Below are 21,586 nucleotides of genomic sequence, written 5' to 3'. Positions count from 1 at the left end.
GATCCGGGGCCGGGCGTCCGTCTGCTGCGACCGGCGTCAGCCGGAGGTGGTCGCCGCGGTCAGGTCGTAGACGGTGGTGCCGTCCACGGTGGTGGCCTTGTAGTGGGCCTTCACCCAGGCGGTGATCTGGGAGGCGGAGCCGGTGCTGCCGCCCTGGCCCCCGGTGGAGGCGGCGATGAAGTAGTGGATCTTCCCTTCCTTGACGTACTGCTCGAACTGGGCCAGCGTCGGCGAGTTGTCGGTGCCGTTGAAGCCGCCGATCGGCATGACCGACTGCTGGGTGGCCAGCTGGTAGCTGGCCGCGTTCTGGGAGCCGATGGTCGCGGCGACCCAGGTGTAGCTGGAGGCGTTCTTCTCCAGCAGGGTGGTCATCGCGGAGCTGACGGTGGCTCCGTTGAGCAGGCCGCTGGCGCCTCCGCCACCCATGGAGCCCTGCTCGGTGCCGGACGGTGCGGTACCGGTCCTACCGGTTCCGCCGGTCGTGCCGCCGGTGGTCCCACCCGGCATGCCGGCCTGCGAGCTGCTGCCGCCCGCGGCGCCCGCACCGGCCGCGGCACCCGCGCCGCCGCCGGTGCCGGTCGGGGGCGTTCCGCCGCCACCCGTGCCGCCGCCGAAGCCGCCGGTCTTGCCGCCGCCGGGCATCCCGCCGCCCATGCCGCCCATGCCGGTGCTCGGACCGGCGGTCGGGATGGAACCGGTATGACCGGTGGACGCGGTGTCCGCCGCATAGGCGGCCTGGCCGGCCAGCATCGAGATCAGCGCGGCGACCCCGGCGGCCACCATCAGCCGCTTGATCCCGGAAGCGGCCGGGACGAAGGCGTTGGCCAGGAACAGCGCTGCTGCTGCCAGCCCCAGCAGCAGCACCAGCCAGCGCACCGCCGGGTAGAAGTCCGCGCTGCGGTTCAGCAGGACGAAGGCCCAGATCGCCGAGACGCCGATGGTGGCCGCGCCGACCGTGGCCACACCCGGACGCCTGCGTCCGCGCCAGACGGCCTCCGCGCCCATGCCGACCAGGGCGGCGATGGAGGGGGCCAGCGCCACGGTGTAGTAGGCGTGGAAGATGCCGCTCATGTAGCTGAAGGTGAGCGCGGTGAAGAGGAACGAGCCGCCCCAGAGCAGGAACGCTGCCCGCGCGGTGTCGGCCCGCTTGGCCCGACGGGTGACCCAGACGCCGAGGGCGAGCAGGATCACCGCCGCCGGGATCAGCCAGGAGATCTGACCGCCGATGTCCGAGCTGAACAGACGGGTGATGCCGGTGGCACCCCACTGGCCGGTGGAGCCGGTACCGCCGCCGCCCACGCTTCCGGTCTCATCGCCCGTCAGCCGCCCGAAGCCGTTGTAGCCGAAGGTCAGCGACAGGAAGGAGTTGTCGGTGGAGCCGCCGATGTAGGGACGGTCGGCCGCCGGGACCAGCTGGACGATGGCGACCCACCAGCCGCCGGCGAGCAGCATCGCCAGGGTGCCCCAGGCCAGCTGGCCGATCCGCTTCCGCAGCCGGTGCGGGCCGAAGGCCAGGTAGACGGCGGCGAAGGCCGGCAGCACCAGGAAGGCCTGCAGGGTCTTGGTCAGGAAGGCGAAGCCGATCAGCGCTCCGGCCAGCACCACCCAGCGGGTGCGGCCGTCCTCGTGGGCCCGCAGCATCGCGTAGGTGGCCAGCGTGAGCAGCAGCGCCAGCAGCGCGTCCGGGTTGTTGAAGCGGAACATCAGCACCGCGACCGGGGTCAGCGCCAGCACCGCGCCGGCGATCAGCCCGGCGTGGGCGCTGAAGCGGCGGCGCACCGCCGCGTAGACGGTGCCCACGGTGGCGACGCCCATCAGCGCCTGCGGGACCAGGATCGACCAGGAGCTGAGGCCGAAGACCCGCACCGACAGGCCCATCACCCACAGCGCCGCCGGGGGCTTGTCGACGGTGATGGAGTTGCCGGCGTCCGAGGAGCCGAAGAAGAACGCCTCCCAGTTCTTGGAGCCGGCCTGCGCCGCCGCCGAGTAGAAGGAGTTGGCGTAGCCGGAGGCGCTGAGGTTCCACAGGTAGAGCACGGCCGTGGCGAACAGCAGGCCGAGCAGGGCCGGGCGGACCCAGCGGGGGTCCTCGGGCCGGCCGCGCCAGACCCGGCCGGGGAGGGTGCGGACCCGCTCGCCGAGCGGCAGCCGGGGTTTCTGCGGCGGCGGATCCCAGGTCGGGAAGAGCGGCTCGGGCCTGGCCCGGCCGTGGGACCGGGGTGCGGGCGGCTGCTCGCTGAGCGGGGTGTCGGTCTCGGGGGCGTGGATGGTCATGCGGAGTTCCTCTGCTGGTGCCGGTGCTGGCTGCTGTGCTTGCGGAAGACCCAGGTGCGCAGCAGGACGAAGCGCACCAGGGTGGCGGCGAGGTTCGCCGCGACGAGTACGGCCAGCTCCGTCGCATGGCCCGGGTCGGGGGAGAGGGCGTGCAGCAGGGCGAGCGAGCCGCTGGTGAGCACCAGGCTCAGCAGGAACACGGCCAGGCCCTGGGCCTGGTGCCGTCCGGCGCCCGACCCCCGCACGCCGAAGGTGAGCCGGCGGTTGGCCGCGGTGTTGGTGATTGCACTGAGCAACAGTGCTGTGGCGTTCGCCAGTTGAGTGCCCATCAGGGTGCCGGCGAGGCTGAACAGCACCAGGTAGAGCAGGGTGCTGGCGGCGCCGACCGCGCCGAAGCGCAGCAGCTGTCCGCCGAGACCGTGCGGGACACCGGGCAGTTCCGGCTGCTCGGGCTCGGGCCGCCGGAGTTCGGCCAGCGAGATGCTGCCGGTGGCCAGGCCCCGGCCGACCCGCCAGCAGCCCTTGAGGTCGGCCTTGGCGGTGGCCACGATGTCCACGCTGCTGTTGGGGTCGTCGACCCAGTCGACCGGCACCTCGTGGATGCGCAGTCCGGCGCGTTCGGCCAGCACCAGCAGTTCGGTGTCGAAGAACCAGCCGGTGTCCTCGACCATCGGCAGCAGCCGTTCGGCGACGTCGGCCCGGATCGCCTTGAACCCGCACTGGGCGTCGCTGAAGCGCACCGACAGGGTCCGGCGCAGGATCTGGTTGTAGGCGCGGGAGATGAACTCGCGCTTGGGCCCGCGCACCACCTGCGAGCCGCGGGCCAGCCGGGAGCCGATGGCGATGTCGGAGTGGCCCGAGATCAGCGGGGCGACCAGCGGCAGCAGCGCGCTGAGGTCGGTGGAGAGGTCGACGTCCATGTAGGCGAGCACGGGTGCGTCGGAGGCGGCCCAGACGTTGTTCAGCGCCCGGCCGCGCCCCTTGAGCGGGAGCCTGCGGACGCACACCGCGGGCAGTTCGCGGGCCAGTTGCTCGGCCACCACCGGGGTGCCGTCGGTGCTGGCGTTGTCGGCGATGGTGATCCGGAAGCCGTACGGGAAGGCGCGGTCGAGGTAGGCGTGCAGGCGGTGCACGCTGGGGCCGAGGTCGTGTTCCTCGTTGTACACGGGGACCACGACGTCGAGCATGGGCGTTTCCAGCTCGGCGGGCAGCGGGTCACGGCGCGGCAGCGGCCGTACCGTGACCCCCTGGGCCGGCGTCGAGGGTGCTGCGATGGTTGTGGACATGGAGCAACCGTCGCGGCCGGGTCTGAGAGGCCGCTGAGCCGCCGTTGAGATCGGCCTTCAGATCACGCCCCGATAACGGGCCGTTCCTGAGGAGGCCTTCACCCGCGCCCCGAAAGGGGCGCGGGGAACTGCGCAACCCCGGCTGAGACGGCGGACCAGCCGGGCGCCGAGGCTCAGCCGCTCTCGCCGTCGCCTTCCTGGCCGCCGGCGCCGGCCATCGCGGCCATCTCCAGGTCCACCAGCCGCTGGTGCTCCTCGGCGTCCTCGCGCGCCTTCTTCGGGCTCCAGCGCCCCGCCATCACGAACAGGAACGGCAGGAACAGCACCTGGCCGGCCAGGCAGACGAACCACCAGGTGCGCCAGTTGCCGGGGTTGTCCTTGGCGGCCTTCTGCACCGTGGTGCCGTACTGCTGCAGCACCGCGAGCTGGGGCTGGGCCTTCTGCACCGTCTGCAGGCCGGGCAGGCCCACCTGCTGCACCGCCTGGGCCTGCAGCGCGGGCGGGATCGCGGTCGGCGGGTACTTCTGCAGCTCGGCGAAGAGCTGCGGATGGGCGTTGACGATAGCGAGCGCCGGACCGGCCTGGGCCTCCGCGGTCGCCACCGCCGCGCCGTGCTCCACCAGCGGGGTCGCCGTGGTCACCACCACCGGGACGAACGCGGCGGACACCGCGACCACGATCCGGATGATCCAGCCCCACACCGCGAGGCCGGTCGCCGTCGCGGCCGGGTTGTGCTTCTCCACGGTCTCGGTGAAGCTCGCCATCCACGGCGCGTAGGTCAGCCCGCTGAGCACGCCGATGCCGATGAACATCCAGGCGAAGGTGTAGTAGCCGGTCTTGGCGTGGGTCGCGCTCAGCGCGAAGATCAGCGTCACCACGATGCTGCCGACGGCGCCCACCAGCATGAACGGCTTGCGGACCTTCAGCCGGTCCGAGGCCAGGCCGGCGACCACCAGGGCGATGGCGTTGGCCGCCCAGTACCAGTTGGCCAGGGCGTTGACCCGCTGCTCCGAGTAGCCGAAGACGGTCGAGAAGTAGACCACGAAGTTGCCGACCGCGGCGAAGTACAGCAGCAGGAAGATGCTGATGGCGACGGCCGAGCCGACCACGTCCAGGCGCATCATCTGGCGCCAGTGGCTGCCGGACTCGACCTCGCCGAGGTCCATGCCCTTGGCCCGGGCCTCGACCAGGGCCCGGTCGCGCAGGGTCACCATGATCTGGTCGCGCAGCCGGGGGGACAGCTCGCGCAGCGCGACCAAGGAGAGCAGGAACACGATCAGCGTGGAGATCCCGGCGTAGCGCAGCTCGTCCTGCCAGCTGGAGGAGTTCAGGGTGCTGCTGGTCACCGTGGTGACCACCAGGCTGCCCAGCACCGGGCCCATGGTCCAGTAGCCCATGGCCGTGGCCCGGCCCAGCTGTGGTGAGAAGTCCCTGATCAGGGCCGGTGTCGCCACCAGCACGATGCCTTCGACGAAGCCGACCAGGGCGAACAGGATCAGGTAGGACAGCTCGCCGGAGGCGTTCGGCAGGCCGAACAGCACCAGCAGTCCGGTGACCAGCAGCCCGTACACCACCATGTTGGCCCGGCCCCAGCGGTCGGCCAGGCCCGCGATCAGCGAGGCGAAGGCGCCGACGGCGTTGCCGACCACGGAGACCCAGATGAAGTAGCGGTAGGTCATGTGGAAGTGGGTGATGATCGAGGTCGCCACCGCGTACTGGATGTACAGGGCGTAGTACAGAACGATCGTGGTCAGCACCACGATGGCCAGGTAGGCGTAGCGGCGGCCGGTGTCCGGGTAGTGGGCCAGGTCGCGCTGCCAGAGCCGGGTGAGTGCGCCGGGCGCGGGTCTGGAGGCCGGCGCGTCTGCGTTGAACGGAGTGGTGGTCATGCTGCTCCTCGGGGCACCGGTGCGTACGGGATGCGGACGGACGGGACGGCGCGCGATCGTGCCGGGACGCACGCCCGCAAGGGCACGGGCCTCGGCGGCGAGGGCGTGAACGGAGGTTAGTACCGACTGGTCGGTACGGACCAGATGCGTGCATGCACCAGTTGCGCGGAAGGCGGCCCCGGGAATCCCGGGGCCGCCTCCGGCGGTGCCTGTCGGTGCGTCAGACGCTTCTGCTGGGAAGCGTCACCGGGAGCAGCTGGCGGTTGAAGGTGCTGCTGACCACCCCGGCGAAGGAGGTGTACCAGGCCAGCAGTCCGGTGATCAGGCCGAGCCAGCCGCCGGCCTTGGTGATGTTGCCGGTCCCGGAGAACTCGCCGACGGCCAGCACCACGAAGGTGAGGGTCAGCGCGACGAAGACGGCGAGCACGGCGTGGTTGACCCGGACCGCGGCCACGGTCATGTAGAGCGTGAAGATGCCCCAGACCAGCAGGAACAGGCCGAGGGCGTTGTGGAAGTCGACCGAACTGGCGATGGCCGGCGCGACGTCCTTGACCAGAGCGTAGTAGGCCAGCCAGAACGCCCCGAAGGAACTGAAGGCGGTGGCGCCGAAGGTGTTGCCACGGCGGAACTCCCACATCCCGGCCAGGAGCTGGCCGAGACCGCCGTAGAACAGGGCGAGCGGGAGCACCACGGCCTCTGCGGTGGCGTTGAAGAATCCGGCGTTGAAGCAGCTGAGGACCAGGGTGGTCATGGCGAACCCGGCCAGGCCCAGCGGGGCGGGGTCGGCGATCGCGGATGCGGTTGCGGGGAGCGGGGTTGCCCGTTCTGTCTGCGGCTCGACTTCGGACATGAGGATGTGCCCCTTCCGACAAGAAGCTGACGCTGTCCATTATGTGACGGCTCAGCAGATAGAGCGCCGGGCCGGAACGGGTAGAAAATGTCATGTCTGCGAAAAGACGGGAACGCCTCCGCTTCCCCGCGAGTTCTCCGGTCCAGGAGCAGTTCGGCAACCGACAGGGGGAGGCCCGGACATGGACGCGGCAGAGATCATCGGCCAACTGGCCCGCGCGGAGGGCCGGGTGGACCCGTACCCGCTGTACGCGCAGGCCCACCGGCTGGGCCCGGTGACCAGCTTCGCCGAGGACTGGGTGCTGGCCTGCGGCTACGACTCGGTCAACCGGGTGCTGCGCAATCCGGCCTTCGGCGTCGACAGCGACGAGCTGCGCCGGGCCCGCTTCGGCGACGAGCCGATCCCGGACTCGCTGTCGCTGTTGGGCGCCTCCATGCTCCAGAGCAATCCGCCGGTGCACACCCGGATGCGCGCGCCCATCGCCTCGGTGTTCACGCCCCGGCGGGTCGCCGCGCTGGAACCCGCCGTGGTCGGCGTGGTGGAGCGGCTGCTGGACGGGCTGGGCGGCCGTGACTCCGGGGACGGCCGCGGTGTGGACTTCATGGAGGAGTTCGCCTACCAGCTGCCGGTCAGCGTGATCTCCGAGCTGCTGGGCGTCCCGGAGCAGGACCGGCGGCCGTTCCGGTCGCAGATCCACGACCTCAGCAGGGTCCTGGAGTTCATGTCCGACGACAGCGATCTGACCGCGGCCGACGCCGCCGCCCGCGAACTCGGCGGCTACTTCGCGACCCTGGCCGAGCTGCGCCGCGCCGAGCCGCGCGACGACCTGGTCACCGCGCTGGTCCAGCTGGTGGACGCCGAGGATGCCCGCCTCGACGCCGCCGAGCTGCTCGGGAACCTGGCGCTGCTGCTGCTCGCCGGCTTCGAGACCACCACCAATCTGCTCGGCAACGGCCTGGCGCTGCTCTTCGACCACCCCTCGGTGCGCGCGGCCCTGATCCAGGGCGCCCTGCCGGTCGGCGACTTCGTCGAGGAGGTGCTGCGCTTCGACTCGCCGGTCCAGCTCACCTCCAGGACCGCCCTGTTCCGCGGGCTGGACGTCGACGGCGTGCCGCTGCCCCAGTACGGCGAGGTGGTGCTGCTGATCGGCGCGGCCAACCGCGACCCGGCCCGCTTCCACGACCCGGACCGCTTCGACCCCTGGCGGGCCGACAACCAGCCGCTGAGCTTCGGCGCCGGTATGCACTACTGCCTGGGGGCGATGCTGGCCCGGCTGGAGGCACGGACCGCCTTCACCGCCCTGCTGCGGCGCTTCCCGGCGATCGCCCCGGCGCAGGGCGCGCAGCCGGTGCGGCAGGACCGGCTGCTGCTGCGGGGGTACGCGACCCTGCCGGTGGACCTGGGCTGACCTGGACCCCGGCTTACCCGGACCCGGGCTGACGCCGGGCTACCCCAGCTGGGCGTAGCCGCAGGCCACGGCGGACTCCAACTCGCTCACGGGGTACGGCCAGCCGTCCTCCGCCAGGGCGTCCCGGACCGGCACCCCGGCCCGGTGCAGCGCCCTGATGCGGTCGGCGAGCAGGCCGAGGGCGTCGCGCTGGGCCCGGACGAAGGCCGGGTCCACCGGGGCGCCGTGGCCGGGGACGACGACGGTGTCCGGCGTGGTCCGGGTCAGCAGGCTGTCCAGGGTGCCGGCCCAGTCCAGCGGGTGGCTGTCCGGGCCGAGCGCGGGCGGACCCGACTCCTCGACCAGATCGCCGGCCAGCAGCACGTCCGCGTCGGGGACCAGCACCACCAGGTCGCCGTCGGTGTGGCCGCGGCCCGGGTGGAACAGCTCGACGGTGCGGTCGCCCAGGTCCAGGCTGCTGCTGCGGTCCACCAGCCGCTCCGGGACCACCCGGGGCGGCAGCCGGTACCCGGCCCGGGTCCAGTCCGCGTCGGTCTCCCCGGCGCCCAGCGCGGCGGCCATCGCCCGGTGGCCCCACAGCTCGGCCGGCGGCAGCTGCCGCGGCGCCACGAACTCGGCGTTGCCGCCGACGTGGTCGAAGTGCACATGGGTGTTGACCACCCAGCGCACCGGCGCGGGGGAGAGCTGCCGCAGGTGCTCCCGCAGCTCCGCGGCCTCGGCCAGGTCGGTGCGGGTGTCCACCACCGCCAGCCCGTCGGCGCCGGCGATCACCGCGACGGTGACGTCGTAGGGGTCGTAGCGGCGCTGGAAGACGCGGTCGGCGACCTCGCGCCAGCTGGAGTCGGGCATGCGGCGATCATGCCAGCCGCCGGCGCCCCCGCGCACGCCGTCCGGGCGACCCGCGTCCGGGCTGGTGAGCGGTCGGGCCCCGGGGACGGCGATACTGGTGCACGTCGGATCCGAGGAAGGAAGCCACCATGCCCGAAGAGGTTCTCGTGCAGCGCGCGGACCAGGAGGCGGCCCAGGGCCGCCACGCCGCCGCACTGGAGTTGTACGCGAGGGCGTGGGAGAGCCGGCACGACGAGACCGCCGACAAGCTGCTCGACCTGGTCGAGGACTGGGGCGACGTCGAGGCGTCCCTGGAGGTGCTGCGGAGCACCGCGGAGAGCGGGGTGTCCGGGGCCTACGAGGCGCTCGCCGCGCTGCTCATCGAGGTCGAGGAGCCGGAGGAGGCGCTGGAGGCGCTGGCCCTGGCGCACGCGGCCGGCCGCGAGGTCACCCTGTGGACCGCCGCGGTGTACGCGGACGAGCTGGGCGAGCGCGAGCGCGCCGAGGAGTGGTACCGCAAGGCCATCGGCGCGGAGGAGCCCGGGGCGCTCAACGACTTCGGCGTCTTCCTCAGCGACGACCAGGACCGGCTGGTCGAGGCCGAGGAGGTGCTGACGCTGGCGGTGGAGCGCGGCGACCCGATGGCGCTGGGGAACCTGGGCCGGATGCACCTGGAGGCCGAGCGGGTGGACCAGGCGCTGGAGTGGCTGGGCCGCGGCCTGGACGCCGGGGTGCGCTCGGTGCTGGTGCCGATGGCCGAGGCCGAGCAGCAGCTCGGCCGCTACGACGAGGCCAGGGCCCACCTCACCGCGGCGCTGGACGAGGAGATCGAGGGCGCCCAACTGGCCTGGGCCAACTTCTGCGCCGAGCACGGCACCGCCGAGGAGAAGGCGTCCGCCGAGGGCGAGTACCTGACGGCGCTTCAGCAGCAGGAGTACGGGGCGCACTTCGACTACGCCATCTTCCTGGCCGAGCAGGACCGGATGGACGAGGCGGTCAAGCAGTACGAGGCCGCGGCCGCCGAGGGCGAGTCCAACGCCTGGCTCAACCTGGCCCTGATCTACGAGGACCGCAAGGACCGCCGCACCGCCGAGGACTGCTACCGCAGCGGCATCGAGGCCGGCGACCTCCAGGCCCTGCTCGCCTACGCGGAGTTCCTGCGCCAGTGGGGCCGCCAGAAGGACATCCCCGACCTCTACCCCACCGCCGAGGCCCTCGGCGCCGACGAATCCGAAACAGCCCAACTCCACACCCTGGCCGGCACCGCCTGACCGACCCGTGCGGACGCAGGACGGGCCGGCGCGGAACCCTCCGCACCGACCCGTCCCGTGTGTGCGGCCGAGATCAGACCTGCGGCGTCACCGGGGCGCCCGTCCCGGCCGGCGCCGCCGCCTGCCCCTGCGCGGCCTGGGCTCGGGCCGCCAGGATCTGCTGGGCCTGCACCTGCTGGGCCCGCACAGCCGCCTCGGTGGCCTGGCGGCGCGCCGCGATCGACTTGATCCCGTTGGCGATCAGCAGCACCGGCAGGATGAACGCCTTGAACATGATGAAGTAGGTGCCGCCCTCGAAGATGAAGGCGAGGTAGATCGCGTAGCCCAGGAAGGCGACGCCGACCAGGGCGTTGAACACCCGCATGCCGGTGCTGCCTGACCTGGCCGCGGCCAGGGCGACCATCGCGACACCGCTGACGGCGAGCAGCACGACGTACCAGGAGAACAGCGGCTGCGCGCTGAAGTCGAGATTCACAGGGATCCCCCGAGAGATAAAGATCAGATAAGGAACGCGCAGACGCTAGCTGATTCCAGCTACCGACGTCGCCTCAGATTCGCCGCCGAAACCACACCGTGACGCAAATCCCGCAGATGGCGGGCAGCGGCTAGGTTGGGGGGACGATGAATCGACTGATCGCCGCACAAGGCTCGTACGACCTCGCCCGTTTTCCGGCCGACCCGCGTGACACGCTCCGGGCGTGGGACGCCTCCGACGAGTACCTGCTGCGGCAGCTCGACGGGAGCGCCGCGCTGGACGGGACGAGCGCTCCGCCGGTCGACCTCTCCGGTGAGGTCGTGGTGCTGGGGGACCGCTGGGGGGCGCTGGCCACCGCGCTGGCCGGGCAGCGGCCGGTGCAGATCAGCGACTCCTACCTGGCCCAGCAGGCCACCCGGGCCAACCTGGCCCGCAACGGCATCGACGCGGGGGCCCTCCGGCTGCTGTCCACCCAGGACGAGCCGCCGGCCCGGATCGACGTGCTGCTGGTCCGCGTCCCCAAGAGCCTCGCCCTGCTGGAGGACCAGCTGCACCGGCTCGCCCCGGCCGTGCACGCCGACACGGTCGTCATCGGCACCGGGATGACCACCGAGATCCACACCTCGACGCTCAAGCTCTTCGAGCGGATCATCGGCCCGACCCGCACCTCGCTGGCCGTCCGCAAGGCCCGGCTGATCCACTGCACCCCTGACCCGGCGCTGAAGCCCACCCCCAGCCCCTGGCCGCACGGCTACGACCTGCCCGCGGACGTCGGCGCCGGAGCCGCCGGGCTGACCGTCACCAACCACGCCGGGGTCTTCTCGGCCGAGCGCCTCGACATCGGCACCCGGCTGCTGCTGCAGCATCTCCCGCAGCTCTCGGGCCCGACCCGGGTGGTGGACCTGGGCTGCGGCAACGGCGTGGTCGGCACGGCGGTCGCGGCGCGGTCCGCCGAGGCGGCGATCGTCTTCGTGGACGAGTCGCACCAGGCCATCGCCTCCGCCCGGGCCACCTTCGCGGCCAACGCCGGTCCTGCCGCGGCGGCCGAGTTCCTGCTCGGCGACGGCCTGTCCGACGTCCCGCCGGGCTCGGTGGACCTGGTGCTCAACAACCCGCCGTTCCACTCTCACCAGGCCACCACCGACGCCGTCGCCCGCCGGATGTTCGCCGGCGCCCGCGCCGCGCTGCGCCCCGGCGGCGAACTCCGCGTGGTGGGCAACCGCCACCTCGGCTACCACGTCACGCTGCGCCGGATCTTCGGCAACTGCACGACCGTGGCGAGCAACCCCAAGTTCGTGGTCCTGAGCGCGATCAGGTCCTAGGACCCGGGGCCGGCTACTTCAGCAGCCGGGACAGCCGGCGGTCGGCGAGGATCCGGCCGCCGGTCTGGCAGGTCGGGCAGTACTGCGTGGACCAGTCGCTGAAGGACACCTCGCGGACGGTGTCCCCGCAGACCGGACAGGTCTCGCCGGTGCGTCCGTGGACCTGCAGACCGCTCTTCTTCTCGGCCTTGAGGTCCTTGAGCGGCAGTCCCCGGGCCCGTTCGACGGCGTCGACGAGCGTCCTGACGACGGTGGCGTGCAGCAGGCCGGCCTCCTCCTCGGAGAGGTTCGCGGCCGGTCTGAACGGGGACATCCGGGCGGCGTGCAGGATCTCGTCCGAGTAGGCGTTGCCGATGCCGGCGATCACCGTCTGGTCCCGGAGCACGCCCTTGATCTGGCGCCGCTCGCCGGAGAGCAGCGCGGCGAGGACGGCCGGGGTGAACTCCGGCGACAGCGGATCCGGACCCAGCCGCTGGATCCCCGGCACCTGCGACGGGTCGTGGACCAGGTACACCGCGAGCCGTTTCCGGGTGCCGGCCTCGGTCACGTCGAAGCCGGCCCCGTCCGGCCCGGCCAGCCGGACCCGCAGGGCCAGCGGCCCCTTGCCGGGCTTGGGCGGCAGCTCCGGCAGCCCCTCCTTCCAGCGCAGCCAGCCGGCCCGGGCCAGGTGGATCACCAGGTGCAGCCCGTCGGCGTCCAGGTCGAGGAACTTCCCGTGCCGGGTCGCCCCGGTGAAGGTCCGGCCCGCCAGCGCGTCGGGCGGCGGGTCGTAGGTCTTCAGGGCCGACACGGCGAGCGGATACACCCGCTCCACGGTGCGTCCGGCCAGGTGCTCGGCCAGGAACCGGGCAAGGGACTCGACCTCCGGCAGTTCGGGCATACGCCCAGTCTGCCCCGCCGGCCGTCAAATGCGGCGCTCCGTTTAATGCCGTGCTCCGCGCGCAGGGTTGCGGTAGCGTCCCTCCGCAACGTTCTCGGAAGCAGGGAGTACGAAGATGCGGCGTGGCCTCGGAGCAGTCGAGTTGCTGTGTGCCCCTTCCCTGACTTCTTCCGAGGACCGTTTTGACGACGCCCGACACCCTGAACCTGGGCATTCTCGCCCACATCGACGCCGGTAAGACCAGCCTCACCGAGCGGCTGCTGTTCGACAACGGGGCCGTCCCCGAACTCGGCAGCGTCGACGCCGGCAGCACCCGCACCGACTCCGGTGAGCTGGAACGCGAGCGCGGCATCACCATCCGCTCGGCCGTCGCCGCGTTCGCCCTCCGCGGCGGCGACGCCGACGGTGCGCCGGACCTGCAGGTCAACCTGGTCGACACCCCGGGCCACCCCGACTTCATCGCCGAAGTGGAACGCGCGCTCTCGGTGCTGGACGGCGCGGTCGTGGTGCTGTCCGCGGTGGAGGGCGTCCAGGCGCAGACCCGGGTGCTGATGCGGTCGCTGCGGAAGCTGAAGCTGCCGACACTCATCTTCGTCAACAAGATCGACCGGATGGGCGCCCGCCCCGAGGGCCTGCTCGCGGACGTCCGCAGCCGCCTCGCTCCGCACATCGTCCCGATGGGCACGGTGGCCGACCCCGGTACGGCCGCTGCCCGGGCTACGGCCCGGTCCTTCGCGGACCCGGAGGCGCGGGTCGCGGCCGCCGAGGTCCTCGCCGAGCAGGACGACGACCTGCTGGCCCGTCTGGTCGACGGATCGGTCCCGTCCGAGGCGGACCTCCGCGAGGTGCTGCTCCGGCAGACCGCGGCCGGCCAGGTGCACCCGGTGTACTTCGGTTCGGCGCTCACCGGCGAGGGGACCCGCGAACTCGCGGACGGCATCAGGACGCTGCTCCGACCGCCGGTCGCCGACCCGGGCGCACCGGCCGACGGCACGGTCTTCGCGGTGGAACGGACCCCGGCCGGGGAGAAGGTCGCCTACCTGCGCCTGTTCTCGGGCCGGGTGCACGAACGGGAGCAGGTCGTCCTGCGGCGGCGCGGGCCCGGCGGGGCGGAGCACACCGTCGGCGGCAGGGTCACCGGCCTGCAGACCGTCCGTCCACCGGGGTCCGTCCCGGGCCGTTCTGACGATCGATCACTGACGGCCGGCAGCATCGCCAGGGTGCGCGGCCTGTCCGCCGTCCAGGTCGGCGACCGGATCGGCGACCGGACCGGTGCGGGGGACCGCAGCTCCGAGGGGTTCCACTTCGCGCCGCCCGGACTCGAGACCGTGGTCCGCCCCGAGCGGCCCGACCAGAAGGCCCTGCTGCACGCGGCACTGCTGAGCCTCGCCGACGAGGACCCGCTGATCAGGACCAGGCCCGCAGCCGGCGGGGCGACGTCCGTGCTGCTCTACGGCGCGGTGCAGCGCGAGGTGGTCGCCGAGCGCCTGCGCCGCGACTTCGGGGTCGCCCCGGTCTTCGAGCCGATCACCCCGGTCCACGTGGAGCGCCCGGTCGGCACGGGGGAGGCGCGGATCGGGATCGAGCGCGGCGGTGGCCATGACTTCTGGGCCACGGTCGCGCTCCGGGTGGAGCCGGCGCCGATCGGCTCCGGCGTCCGCTTCGTCGACGACACCGAATGGGGGGCTCTGCCGCAGGCGTTCCACCGCGCGGTGGACGAGGCCGTCCTGCGCTGCCTCGAACAGGGGCTGTACGGCTGGGAGGTGACCGACTGCACGGTCACTCTGACCGAGGTCGGCTACACCTCGCCGGTGAGCACGGCGGCGGACTTCCGCAACCTCACCCCGATGGTGCTGCTGCGTGCGCTCAGGGCGGCCGGGAGCAGGGTCTTCGAGCCGGGGCAGGCGGTGGAGATCGAGGTGCCGCCGGACCTGCTCGGCGGCGTGGTGGGGCTGCTGGGCACCCTCGGCGCCGACATCGGCCGGTCGGTGCAGCACGGCACGTCCTGGCTGATCGGCGCCGAACTGCCGGCGCAGGCGGTGCAACAGCTGACGGCGGCGCTGCCCGGGCTGACCCGCGGCGAGGGCGCGCTCTGGTCCGGACCGGGCGCCGATCGGCCGGTGCACGGTCCGGCGCCGCTGCGTGAACGCTTCGACGGCAATCCGCTGGACCGGATCGAGTACCTGCGATTCCTCGCCGACCGCTCCCTCGTCCGTACTATTGTTACTGGCCAGTAGTAGCCGATGCGGCTGCCACGGCCGGAGCGAGAGAAGGAACATCCATGCCCACGCTGGACCGCCAGGACGATGTCTTCGTCCTCGACATCGGGGACAACGAGAACCGCTTCCACCCGGACTGGCTGGCGGCGGTCGGTGCGCTGCTGGACCAGGTGGAGCAGGCCGAGGGGCCGAAAGCCCTGGTGACCACCGCGACCGGGAAGTTCTTCTCCAACGGCCTGGACCTGGACTGGCTGTTCGCCCACGCCGACCAGGCCGGCGAGTACGTGGCCGGGGTGCAGGAGCTGTTCGCGCGGGTGCTCTCGCTGCCGCTGGTCACCGTGGCCGCGCTGCAGGGGCACACCTTCGCGGCGGGCGCCATGTTCTCGCTGGCGCACGACTTCCGGGTGATGCGCGCCGACCGCGGCTTCTGGTGCCTGCCCGAGGCCGAGATCAACATCCCGTTCAGCGTGGGGATGTCCGCGCTGATCCAGTCCCGGCTGAGCCCGCGGACGGCGCACGAGGCCATGGTCACCGCCCGCCGCTACGGCGGTCATGACGCCCTGGCCGCCGGCCTGGTGGACCGCACCGCGGACGAGGAGACGGTCAGGACGGCCGCGATCGAGATCGCCCGGCCGCAGGCAGCCAAGGCCGGCCCGACGGTGGGGACCATCAAGGCCCGGATGTACGCCGGGGTTCTGGAGGCGCTGCGGGAGAAGGACATCCCGCTCGGCTGAGGGGGCAACTGAGGGAAGGGCCCCCGGTGCTCGCCTCGGAAGGGGCACCGGGGGCCGGCCGGGTCCGCCCGTCCGGTCGCTGCGGTCGGACGGCCGGCTGTCTCAGGCCGCGTCGAGGCGGCTGAACTCGTCGGCGGATAGCTCCAGTTCCGCCGACGCGACGGAGTCGCGGATCGTCTCGGGGCGCGAGGAACCCGGGATCGGGATCACCACCGGCGCCTTGGCGAGCATCCAGGCCAGGCAGACCTGCTGCGGGCTCACCCCGTGGTCCTGCGCGACCTGCTGGAAGGCGGCGAACCGCGACCCCAGCCGGCCCGCGTTGCTGATGCCGCCGAGCGGGCTCCAGGGCAGGAAGGCGATGCCCAGCTCCGCGCACAGCTCCAACTCCGGTTCGCTGGAGCGGAACGCCGGCGAGAACTGGTTCTGCACGCTGATCAGGCGTCCGCCCAGGATCTCGTTGGCCAGCCGGATCTGCTCGGGGTTCGCGTTGGAGATCCCGGCGTAGCGGATCTTCCCGGCGTCCAGCAGGTCGCGGATCGCGCCCACCGAGTCGGCGTAGGGGACCGTCGGGTCGGGGCGGTGGAACTGGTAGAGGCCGATCGCCTCGACCCCGAGCCGCTTCAGCGAGGCGTCGCAGGCCCGCTTCAGGTACTCCGGCGAACCGTTCTGGGTCCAGGAGCCGTCGCCGGGGCGCAGGTGGCCGCCCTTGGTCGCGATCAGCACCTCCGAGGTGTCGCCGCCGTAGCCGGCCACCGCACGGGCGATCAGGGTCTCGTTGTGGCCGACGTCGGTGGCGGTGAGGTGGTAGGCGTCGGCGGTGTCGATCAGGGTGACGCCGGCGTCGAGGGCGGCGTGGATCGTCGCCACCGAGCGCTCCTCGTCGGGCCGTCCCTCGATCGACATCGGCATCCCGCCGAGGCCGATCGCGCCGACCCGGACGTCACCGATGCTGCGAGCCTGCATGGAGGATCCTCCTGGGAGTCTTGCGCGTGCTACGGACTGTCTGCGCTTCTCCAACAGCCTGCGGCACTGCCATTAAGCTGTCCAACAGAAGTTGCTGATCCCTTTGAGCACTGCGGGTGATGAATCATGGAACTGCGGCAGCTGGAGTACTTCGTCGCCGTCGCCGAGGAGCGCCACTTCACCCGGGCGGCCAAGCGGCTGCAGGTGGCCCAGTCCGGGCTGTCGGCCTCGATCCGCACGCTGGAACGGGAGTTGGGCGCCGCACTGTTCCTCCGCAGCACCCGCTCGGTCGAGGTGACCCCGGCCGGGCAGGCCCTGCTGGTCGAGGCCCGGCGGGCGCTGTCGGCGAGCCATGCCGCCAAGGACGCGGTCGCGGCGGTCCAGGGCCTGCTCCGCGGCAGCCTCTCCATCGGCTCGCTGCAGTGCCTGCACGTGGTCCATCTGCCCGCGGTGCTCGCCAGGTTCTCCGCGGCGTACCCCGGACTGGAGATCCGGCTGCGCCAGGGCGGGTCCAACGAGCTGACCGAGGAGGTCCGCACCGGACGGCTGGACCTCGCCTTCGTCTCCCGCCCGGCCGGCAGCCCCGAGGGCGTACTGGTGGAGCCGCTCGCCGACGAGCCGCTGGTACTGGCCTGCGGCCCCGATCACCCCCTGGCCACGCGGTCCGCCGTCGAGCCGACCGATCTGGGGCAGGAGCAGTTCGTCGACTTCCACCAGGACTGGGGCACCCGCGACCTGGCCGACCAGGTGCTCGGCGCGGCCGGGGTGGACCGCCGGGTCGCCCTGGAGGTGACCGATGTGCACTCGCTGCTGGACCTGGTGGCCTTCGGCCTGGGCGTGGCCCTGGTCCCGCAGTCCTTCGCGGCCAAGACCGACCAGGTCCGCTTCCTCCCGCTGGCCGGGCCGACCGGACCGCTGCCGCCCTGGCAGACCGTCTCGGTCACCGGCGATCCGGTCAGCCCGGCCGCGGCGGCGCTGCTGCGCGAGGTCCGACGCGGCCGCGGCGCCCGCTGAGACCCCTCAGCGGGCGCCGTGCACTGCGCTGTACCTACCGGTCAGGGCGCGAAGGTCATGGCGCGATGGTCCACTGCTGGCAGGTGTTGTCGAGCTGGGCCCACTGCCGGACCACGACGCCGTTGGCGGTCCCGCAGTTCTTCACGTCCATCACCATGCCGTTGCCGACGTTGGAGATGGTGTAGTTGCTGCCGACCCTGGTGACGTTCCACTCCTGGCAGAGGTTGCTGAGCGAGGCCCAGAGGTCGAGTGAGGTCCCGTTGGAGGAACCGCAGTTGACCGAGTCCAGGACGGTGCCGCTGTTGACGTTGGTGATGGTGTAGCGGTTGCTGCCCAGGCTGGTGAACTTCCACTGCTGGCAGGTGTTCCCCAGCGACGCCCACTGGTCGATCGAGGTCCCGTTGGCAGTACCGCAGTTGACGGCGTCCAGCACCTTGCCGCTGTTGGTGTTGGTCAGCCGGTAGGCGGTCCCGGCGACCGGGAAGCTGCTGCTCGGGCTGGTGTAGCCGACCGAGACGATGTTGGCCTGGACGGCGTTGTCGGCCGCGTCGGTCGGGTAGCCGGTGGTCATCACGCCCTCGAAGAAGGAGCCGTCCGACCCGTTGCTGTCGTCGCCGCCGGTGCCCAGCACGATGGCGCCCTCCTGGCTCATCGGCGTGTAGCCGCCCAGGTCGGGCAGGGCGCCGTTGTACCAGGTGGTGAGGGATCCGGACTGGGCGTTGCCGCCCTTGAGGGCGTAGGTGGTGGTGCCGTTGTTCTTCAGCAGGGCGGTGACGAAGGTGCTGGAGTTGCCCGCGTTGGCGGTGTTGGAGCCGTTGCCGCCGGCGAACAGGCCGTTCTCCAGGTCGGCCTGGACCCAGGGTCCGGAGCCGGTGCAGGGCGAGAACCAGCATTCGGTGCCGAAGTTGATGGCGTCCATGTGGCCGTTGCCGGTGTCGTCGCCGGAGGTCTCCGCGTTGCCGTAGTCGAAGCAGCAGCGGGCGTTCACATGCGTGCCGCTGGTGACCATGTAGGCGCCCTGGGCGGTGCTGCCGGTGGGCACGCCGCTGGTGCTGTTGTTGCGGTAGCCGACCCCGGCCGAGACGAAGACGCCGTAGACCGAGTGACCGCCGACGGTCACCGGCAGCGCGTTGGCGATCGCGCCGACATCGGCACCGCCGTTGCCACCGGCTTCCTCGATGGTGAGGTTGTTGTGCTTGGAGGTCTGGTCGTAGATCTCGGTGATGGTGCAGGTGGTACTGGCGCAGAAGGTGTCCTGGGCGGCGGCGTTGGCGTAGCCGCCGGCGGTCAGCGTGCCGATGTCGGTGGTGGTGCTGTCGGAGGCCCGCTTGACCTGGTAGAGCGAGCCGCTGTAGGCGGCGAAGAGCGCCCGCACGGTGCTGTGCGCGGCCACGCAGGGCGTGCCCGCGGCGGCGTAGATGTCACAGGGCAGGGAGGTGGCGGCCTGCGCCGTCCCCGCCGTGCTGATCGCGCCGGCCAGCAGGGCGAGCAGGAACGCCATTGCGGCGCCCGCTGCCAGCAGTGCTCTCCTCAGGTGCCGAACTCGCATCCGAACGTCCACGGTGGGCCACTCTCCGTTCCGGTGGGCCTTGCTGGGTGGGGTGGGGCCGCGCCGACGAGCCGGACCGCCGAGGGCGGCCGGATATGTTAGCGTTAACAATTTCTCCCGCAGGCAGGGGTGGTCGACTGGGGGATATGTAGTGCGCATGGCAGGCGGCGCGATGGCCATCACTATGGATCCGGCGTTTGGTTGCGTCAAGGTTTCCAACAGAACAAATGTGAGCGCTCACATCCGACCTGACATCGCGCCAGGTGAGGCCTCGACACAGCTGGATCCCAAGCTGCGCACAGCAGTTGACGGCCCCTCCGGCGGACCGGGGTCCGGCGGAGGGGCCGTCAGATCAGTGCAGCGGGGTCAGGGCGATGGGGTCAGGGCAGCGGGGTCGGTGCGGCCAGGTAGGACTGGGTGCGGGTGACCCAGTAGTCGTAGTCGCTGGGGGCGCTCTGGTAGCTGCCCACCATCTCCGGCACCCCGTAGGTGCCCGAGCCGGTGCCCGCCCCGAAGAGGATGGCCACCACGCCGTCCGCCGCCGCCTCCGGGAGGTGCGAGCCCCAGGTGACGGTGGACCCGCTGACGGTCACCTTGGGGTCGGCGCCCGGGTTGCTGCTGTAGAAGGCGAGGTTGTTGCCGCTGCTGGTGAACGAGTCCCCGTAGAAGAAGGTGGCCGCCGAGTCCTCGTCCCGGTTGGCCGAGACGTCGTCCAGGGCGGGGAACTTCCCGGAGGCGTTCCAGTAGGTCGGGCTGGCCGTGAGGGTCGAGTTGAGGTGGCCGGTCGGCAGTTGCCACAGCACGGCCGGCAGTCCGAGCGACTGGCGGATGGTCTTCACGTAGAGCAGGTAGTTGGTCCAGTGCGCGTCGTTGAGGTAGCGGATGTCGCCCGCCGGGTTCGGGTCGTTCAGGATGCCGAAGTCCTGTCCCCACTGGTCGAACGCGGTGAAGTCGGCGTCGTAGTTGATGGCCGCCGTCTTCACGAAGTCGGCCACCTGGGTGGCGGTGTTCACCACCGACTGCTGACCTGCGGTCCAGCCCAGGGTGTCGGTGTCCTTGAGTGCGTCGCGGACGCCCCAGGTGTTGACCTGCCAGCCGACGAAGGCGGTCGGGTCGTACTTCTTGACGGCGTAGTTGATCGCCTGGACCAGGCCCTTGAGGTTGTTGCCGAAGGCCGGGTCGCTGCCGCTGGACAGCACGCCGGAGGAGTACGCGGCGTTGGTGGCGGCCGGGAACTGGGCGGCGTCGTTGTTGTACTGCGCCGCGTAGTTCTGCTGCAGGTAGCCGAGCATGTCCGGCTCGATCACCCAGCCGACCGGCTTGCCGGGAGCGGCGGCCTGCGCGGCCTGGGCCGCGGACTTGAGGGCCTGGAAGTAGGTGGTCAGCCAGCTCGCGTTCTGCATGTTGGTGTAGTCGACGCTGGTGCCGTCGATGTTGCCGTTCATGCCGTAGTCGACCAGGACCGGGGTCATCCCGAACTGCTCGGAGTGGGTGACCATGGTGGTCGTGGTCGTGGCCCAGTTGGCGAAGTCGCCGCCGATCAGGTACTCGTACCCGTAGTCCGGCAGCTTGCCGTGCGACTTGAGCGTGGTGAAGAACGCGTCGACGGTGCTGCCGGGGGTGTAGACCGACCCGATCGACAGGTAGTTCGGGTGCCAGGCGGCCGTGCCGCCGGTGCCCCCGGTGGCGGTGGGTGTCGGAGTGGGGCTGCTGGTCGGGCTCGAACTCGCGGTGGGACTGGCGCTCGGCGTGGGGCTGGCCGAGGCGCTGGCCGACGCACTGGCGCTGGGCGTCGGGGTCGCCCCGCCGCCGGGGCCGGTGAGCACCACGTCGTCGGCCGTGTAGCCGCCCTGCCCGTACCAGCCGTGCAGGTAGACGGTGATCGAGGTGGTCGCGGCGCCGGTGGTGAACGTGGTGCTGAGCTGCTGCCAGCTGGTCGCGGACGGCGTCCAGGTGGAGCTGGAGCCGTTGGCGCCGAGGTAGACGTAGGGGCCCTCGACGTAGGCCGACAGCGTGTACGTCGAGTTGGGCAGCACCGCGACGGTCTGGGTGCACTGGGCGTCAGCGGACGACGTCGGCACCCCGGACAGCGCATGGGTGCCCGAGTGCACCGGGGAGCCGACCACCGAGGCGGTGCCGGTGTCGCAGGTCCAGCCGGACAGCGTCCCGGTCTCGAAGCCGGCGTTGGTGAGCAGATTGGTGGCGGCGGCACTGGCGCTGCGGCCCAGCAGGCCGAGGCCGAGCGGGACGAGAGCGACTGCCGTCAGCGCGGCGAGTGCCCGGTTTCTCCTGCGGTGATGCACTGTGCTGCCTCCTGGGGGCGACATGACGGTCGGCACGGCGCCGCGCCGCCGGCGGGGGGACGGCAGCGGCTGTGCACCTGACAAAAGCAGGTATGTCCCGAACAATGGCCTAGACCTATTAGGCCGTCAAGGGTCTAGACCACGCCATGAGTTGTCGCTAGGACTCCCTTAAGCCGGGCGGCGACACGGGCCCCGGCAGGCACTCGGGTGGCAGCGGTGGCCGGGGCGGCCGACCATGGAAGTGCGCCGTCGGACCGTCGAGGCGATCGGAGCGGAGTACCGCGGTGCGGAGTCCAGCCCTCGCGCGAGGCCGAGCAGCGG

The 21,586-nt window shown here is 71.8% G+C and carries 16 protein-coding genes; 6 read left to right on the top strand and 10 right to left on the bottom strand.

What is annotated here, in order from left to right; translation table 11 throughout:
* Positions 1 to 36: 36 nt before the first annotated feature.
* The 4 genes from IF29_RS0101915 to IF29_RS0101900 form a co-directional block, all read right to left on the bottom strand.
* Positions 37 to 2,274 (bottom strand): ArnT family glycosyltransferase, encoded by a 2,238-nt coding sequence (locus IF29_RS0101915; protein ID WP_030248627.1) that lies wholly within the window; start codon positions 2,272 to 2,274, stop codon positions 37 to 39.
* Positions 2,271 to 3,560 (bottom strand): bifunctional glycosyltransferase family 2/GtrA family protein, encoded by a 1,290-nt coding sequence (locus IF29_RS0101910; RefSeq protein ID WP_030248626.1) that lies wholly within the window; start codon positions 3,558 to 3,560, stop codon positions 2,271 to 2,273. The genes IF29_RS0101915 and IF29_RS0101910 overlap by 4 nt, the downstream gene beginning before the upstream one ends.
* Positions 3,561 to 3,733: 173 nt before the next feature.
* On the bottom strand, positions 3,734 to 5,449 hold the full coding sequence (locus tag IF29_RS0101905; protein WP_037593966.1) for an MFS transporter: 1,716 nt from the start codon (positions 5,447 to 5,449) through the stop codon (positions 3,734 to 3,736).
* Positions 5,450 to 5,669: 220 nt separating this feature from the next.
* The gene (locus IF29_RS0101900) at positions 5,670 to 6,299 is read right to left on the bottom strand and encodes an acetate uptake transporter (protein ID WP_030248622.1); all 630 of its coding nucleotides are present in this window, start codon (positions 6,297 to 6,299) and stop codon (positions 5,670 to 5,672) included.
* A 181-nt stretch (positions 6,300 to 6,480) separates the two neighbouring features.
* Here IF29_RS0101900 and IF29_RS0101895 point away from each other — a divergent pair, with 181 nt between their 5' ends.
* Positions 6,481 to 7,707: a cytochrome P450 gene (locus IF29_RS0101895; RefSeq protein WP_030248621.1), complete on the top strand. Its 1,227-nt coding sequence runs from the start codon at positions 6,481 to 6,483 to the stop codon at positions 7,705 to 7,707.
* A 39-nt stretch (positions 7,708 to 7,746) separates the two neighbouring features.
* Here IF29_RS0101895 and IF29_RS0101890 read toward each other — a convergent pair whose 3' ends face one another.
* Positions 7,747 to 8,556 carry an MBL fold metallo-hydrolase gene (locus IF29_RS0101890; RefSeq protein WP_030248619.1) on the bottom strand — a complete coding sequence of 270 codons (810 nt, stop codon included), beginning with the start codon at positions 8,554 to 8,556 and terminating at the stop codon, positions 7,747 to 7,749.
* 128 nt (positions 8,557 to 8,684) lie between these two features.
* On the opposite strand from IF29_RS0101890, the gene IF29_RS0101885 reads away from it, so the two are divergent.
* Positions 8,685 to 9,806 (top strand): tetratricopeptide repeat protein, encoded by a 1,122-nt coding sequence (locus IF29_RS0101885; protein ID WP_030248618.1) that lies wholly within the window; start codon positions 8,685 to 8,687, stop codon positions 9,804 to 9,806.
* A 73-nt stretch (positions 9,807 to 9,879) separates the two neighbouring features.
* Here the strand turns inward: IF29_RS0101885 and IF29_RS0101880 are convergent, their stop codons facing one another.
* Positions 9,880 to 10,281 (bottom strand): hypothetical protein, encoded by a 402-nt coding sequence (locus IF29_RS0101880; RefSeq protein WP_051724760.1) that lies wholly within the window; start codon positions 10,279 to 10,281, stop codon positions 9,880 to 9,882.
* 146 nt (positions 10,282 to 10,427) lie between these two features.
* Between IF29_RS0101880 and IF29_RS0101875 the strand changes: the two genes are divergently transcribed.
* Complete coding sequence (locus IF29_RS0101875) at positions 10,428 to 11,603, top strand: methyltransferase (protein WP_030248614.1); 1,176 nt, start codon at positions 10,428 to 10,430, stop codon at positions 11,601 to 11,603.
* Between the two features lie 13 nt (positions 11,604 to 11,616).
* Here the strand turns inward: IF29_RS0101875 and IF29_RS0101870 are convergent, their stop codons facing one another.
* Complete coding sequence (locus tag IF29_RS0101870; RefSeq protein WP_030248613.1) at positions 11,617 to 12,483, bottom strand: Fpg/Nei family DNA glycosylase; 867 nt, start codon at positions 12,481 to 12,483, stop codon at positions 11,617 to 11,619.
* A 182-nt stretch (positions 12,484 to 12,665) separates the two neighbouring features.
* Here IF29_RS0101870 and IF29_RS0101865 point away from each other — a divergent pair, with 182 nt between their 5' ends.
* Together IF29_RS0101865 and IF29_RS0101860 are read left to right on the top strand one after the other, a co-directional pair.
* Positions 12,666 to 14,720 carry a GTP-binding protein gene (locus tag IF29_RS0101865; protein WP_030248611.1) on the top strand — a complete coding sequence of 685 codons (2,055 nt, stop codon included), beginning with the start codon at positions 12,666 to 12,668 and terminating at the stop codon, positions 14,718 to 14,720.
* A 44-nt stretch (positions 14,721 to 14,764) separates the two neighbouring features.
* On the top strand, positions 14,765 to 15,436 hold the full coding sequence (locus tag IF29_RS0101860) for an enoyl-CoA hydratase-related protein (RefSeq protein WP_030248610.1): 672 nt from the start codon (positions 14,765 to 14,767) through the stop codon (positions 15,434 to 15,436).
* Positions 15,437 to 15,538: 102 nt separating this feature from the next.
* On the opposite strand, the gene IF29_RS0101855 is transcribed toward IF29_RS0101860, so the two are convergent.
* Positions 15,539 to 16,399 carry an aldo/keto reductase gene (locus IF29_RS0101855; protein ID WP_030248608.1) on the bottom strand — a complete coding sequence of 287 codons (861 nt, stop codon included), beginning with the start codon at positions 16,397 to 16,399 and terminating at the stop codon, positions 15,539 to 15,541.
* Between the two features lie 126 nt (positions 16,400 to 16,525).
* Here IF29_RS0101855 and IF29_RS0101850 point away from each other — a divergent pair, with 126 nt between their 5' ends.
* Positions 16,526 to 17,413 carry a LysR family transcriptional regulator gene (locus IF29_RS0101850; RefSeq protein ID WP_030248606.1) on the top strand — a complete coding sequence of 296 codons (888 nt, stop codon included), beginning with the start codon at positions 16,526 to 16,528 and terminating at the stop codon, positions 17,411 to 17,413.
* Positions 17,414 to 17,468: 55 nt separating this feature from the next.
* Here the strand turns inward: IF29_RS0101850 and IF29_RS41480 are convergent, their stop codons facing one another.
* Positions 17,469 to 18,962 carry an arabinofuranosidase catalytic domain-containing protein gene (locus IF29_RS41480; protein WP_030248605.1) on the bottom strand — a complete coding sequence of 498 codons (1,494 nt, stop codon included), beginning with the start codon at positions 18,960 to 18,962 and terminating at the stop codon, positions 17,469 to 17,471.
* A gap of 380 nt (positions 18,963 to 19,342) precedes the next feature.
* Positions 19,343 to 21,265, bottom strand: a complete 1,923-nt coding sequence (locus tag IF29_RS45770; RefSeq protein WP_051724759.1) for a carbohydrate binding domain-containing protein — start codon at positions 21,263 to 21,265, stop codon at positions 19,343 to 19,345.
* Between the last annotated feature and the right edge of the window lie 321 nt (positions 21,266 to 21,586).

This window comes from Streptacidiphilus jeojiense (genome assembly GCF_000719095.1).
GTDB lineage: Bacteria > Actinomycetota > Actinomycetes > Streptomycetales > Streptomycetaceae > Streptacidiphilus > Streptacidiphilus jeojiensis.
The sequence above is the reverse complement of the archived record's forward strand: the minus strand, read 5'-3'. Positions and strand labels throughout refer to the sequence as shown.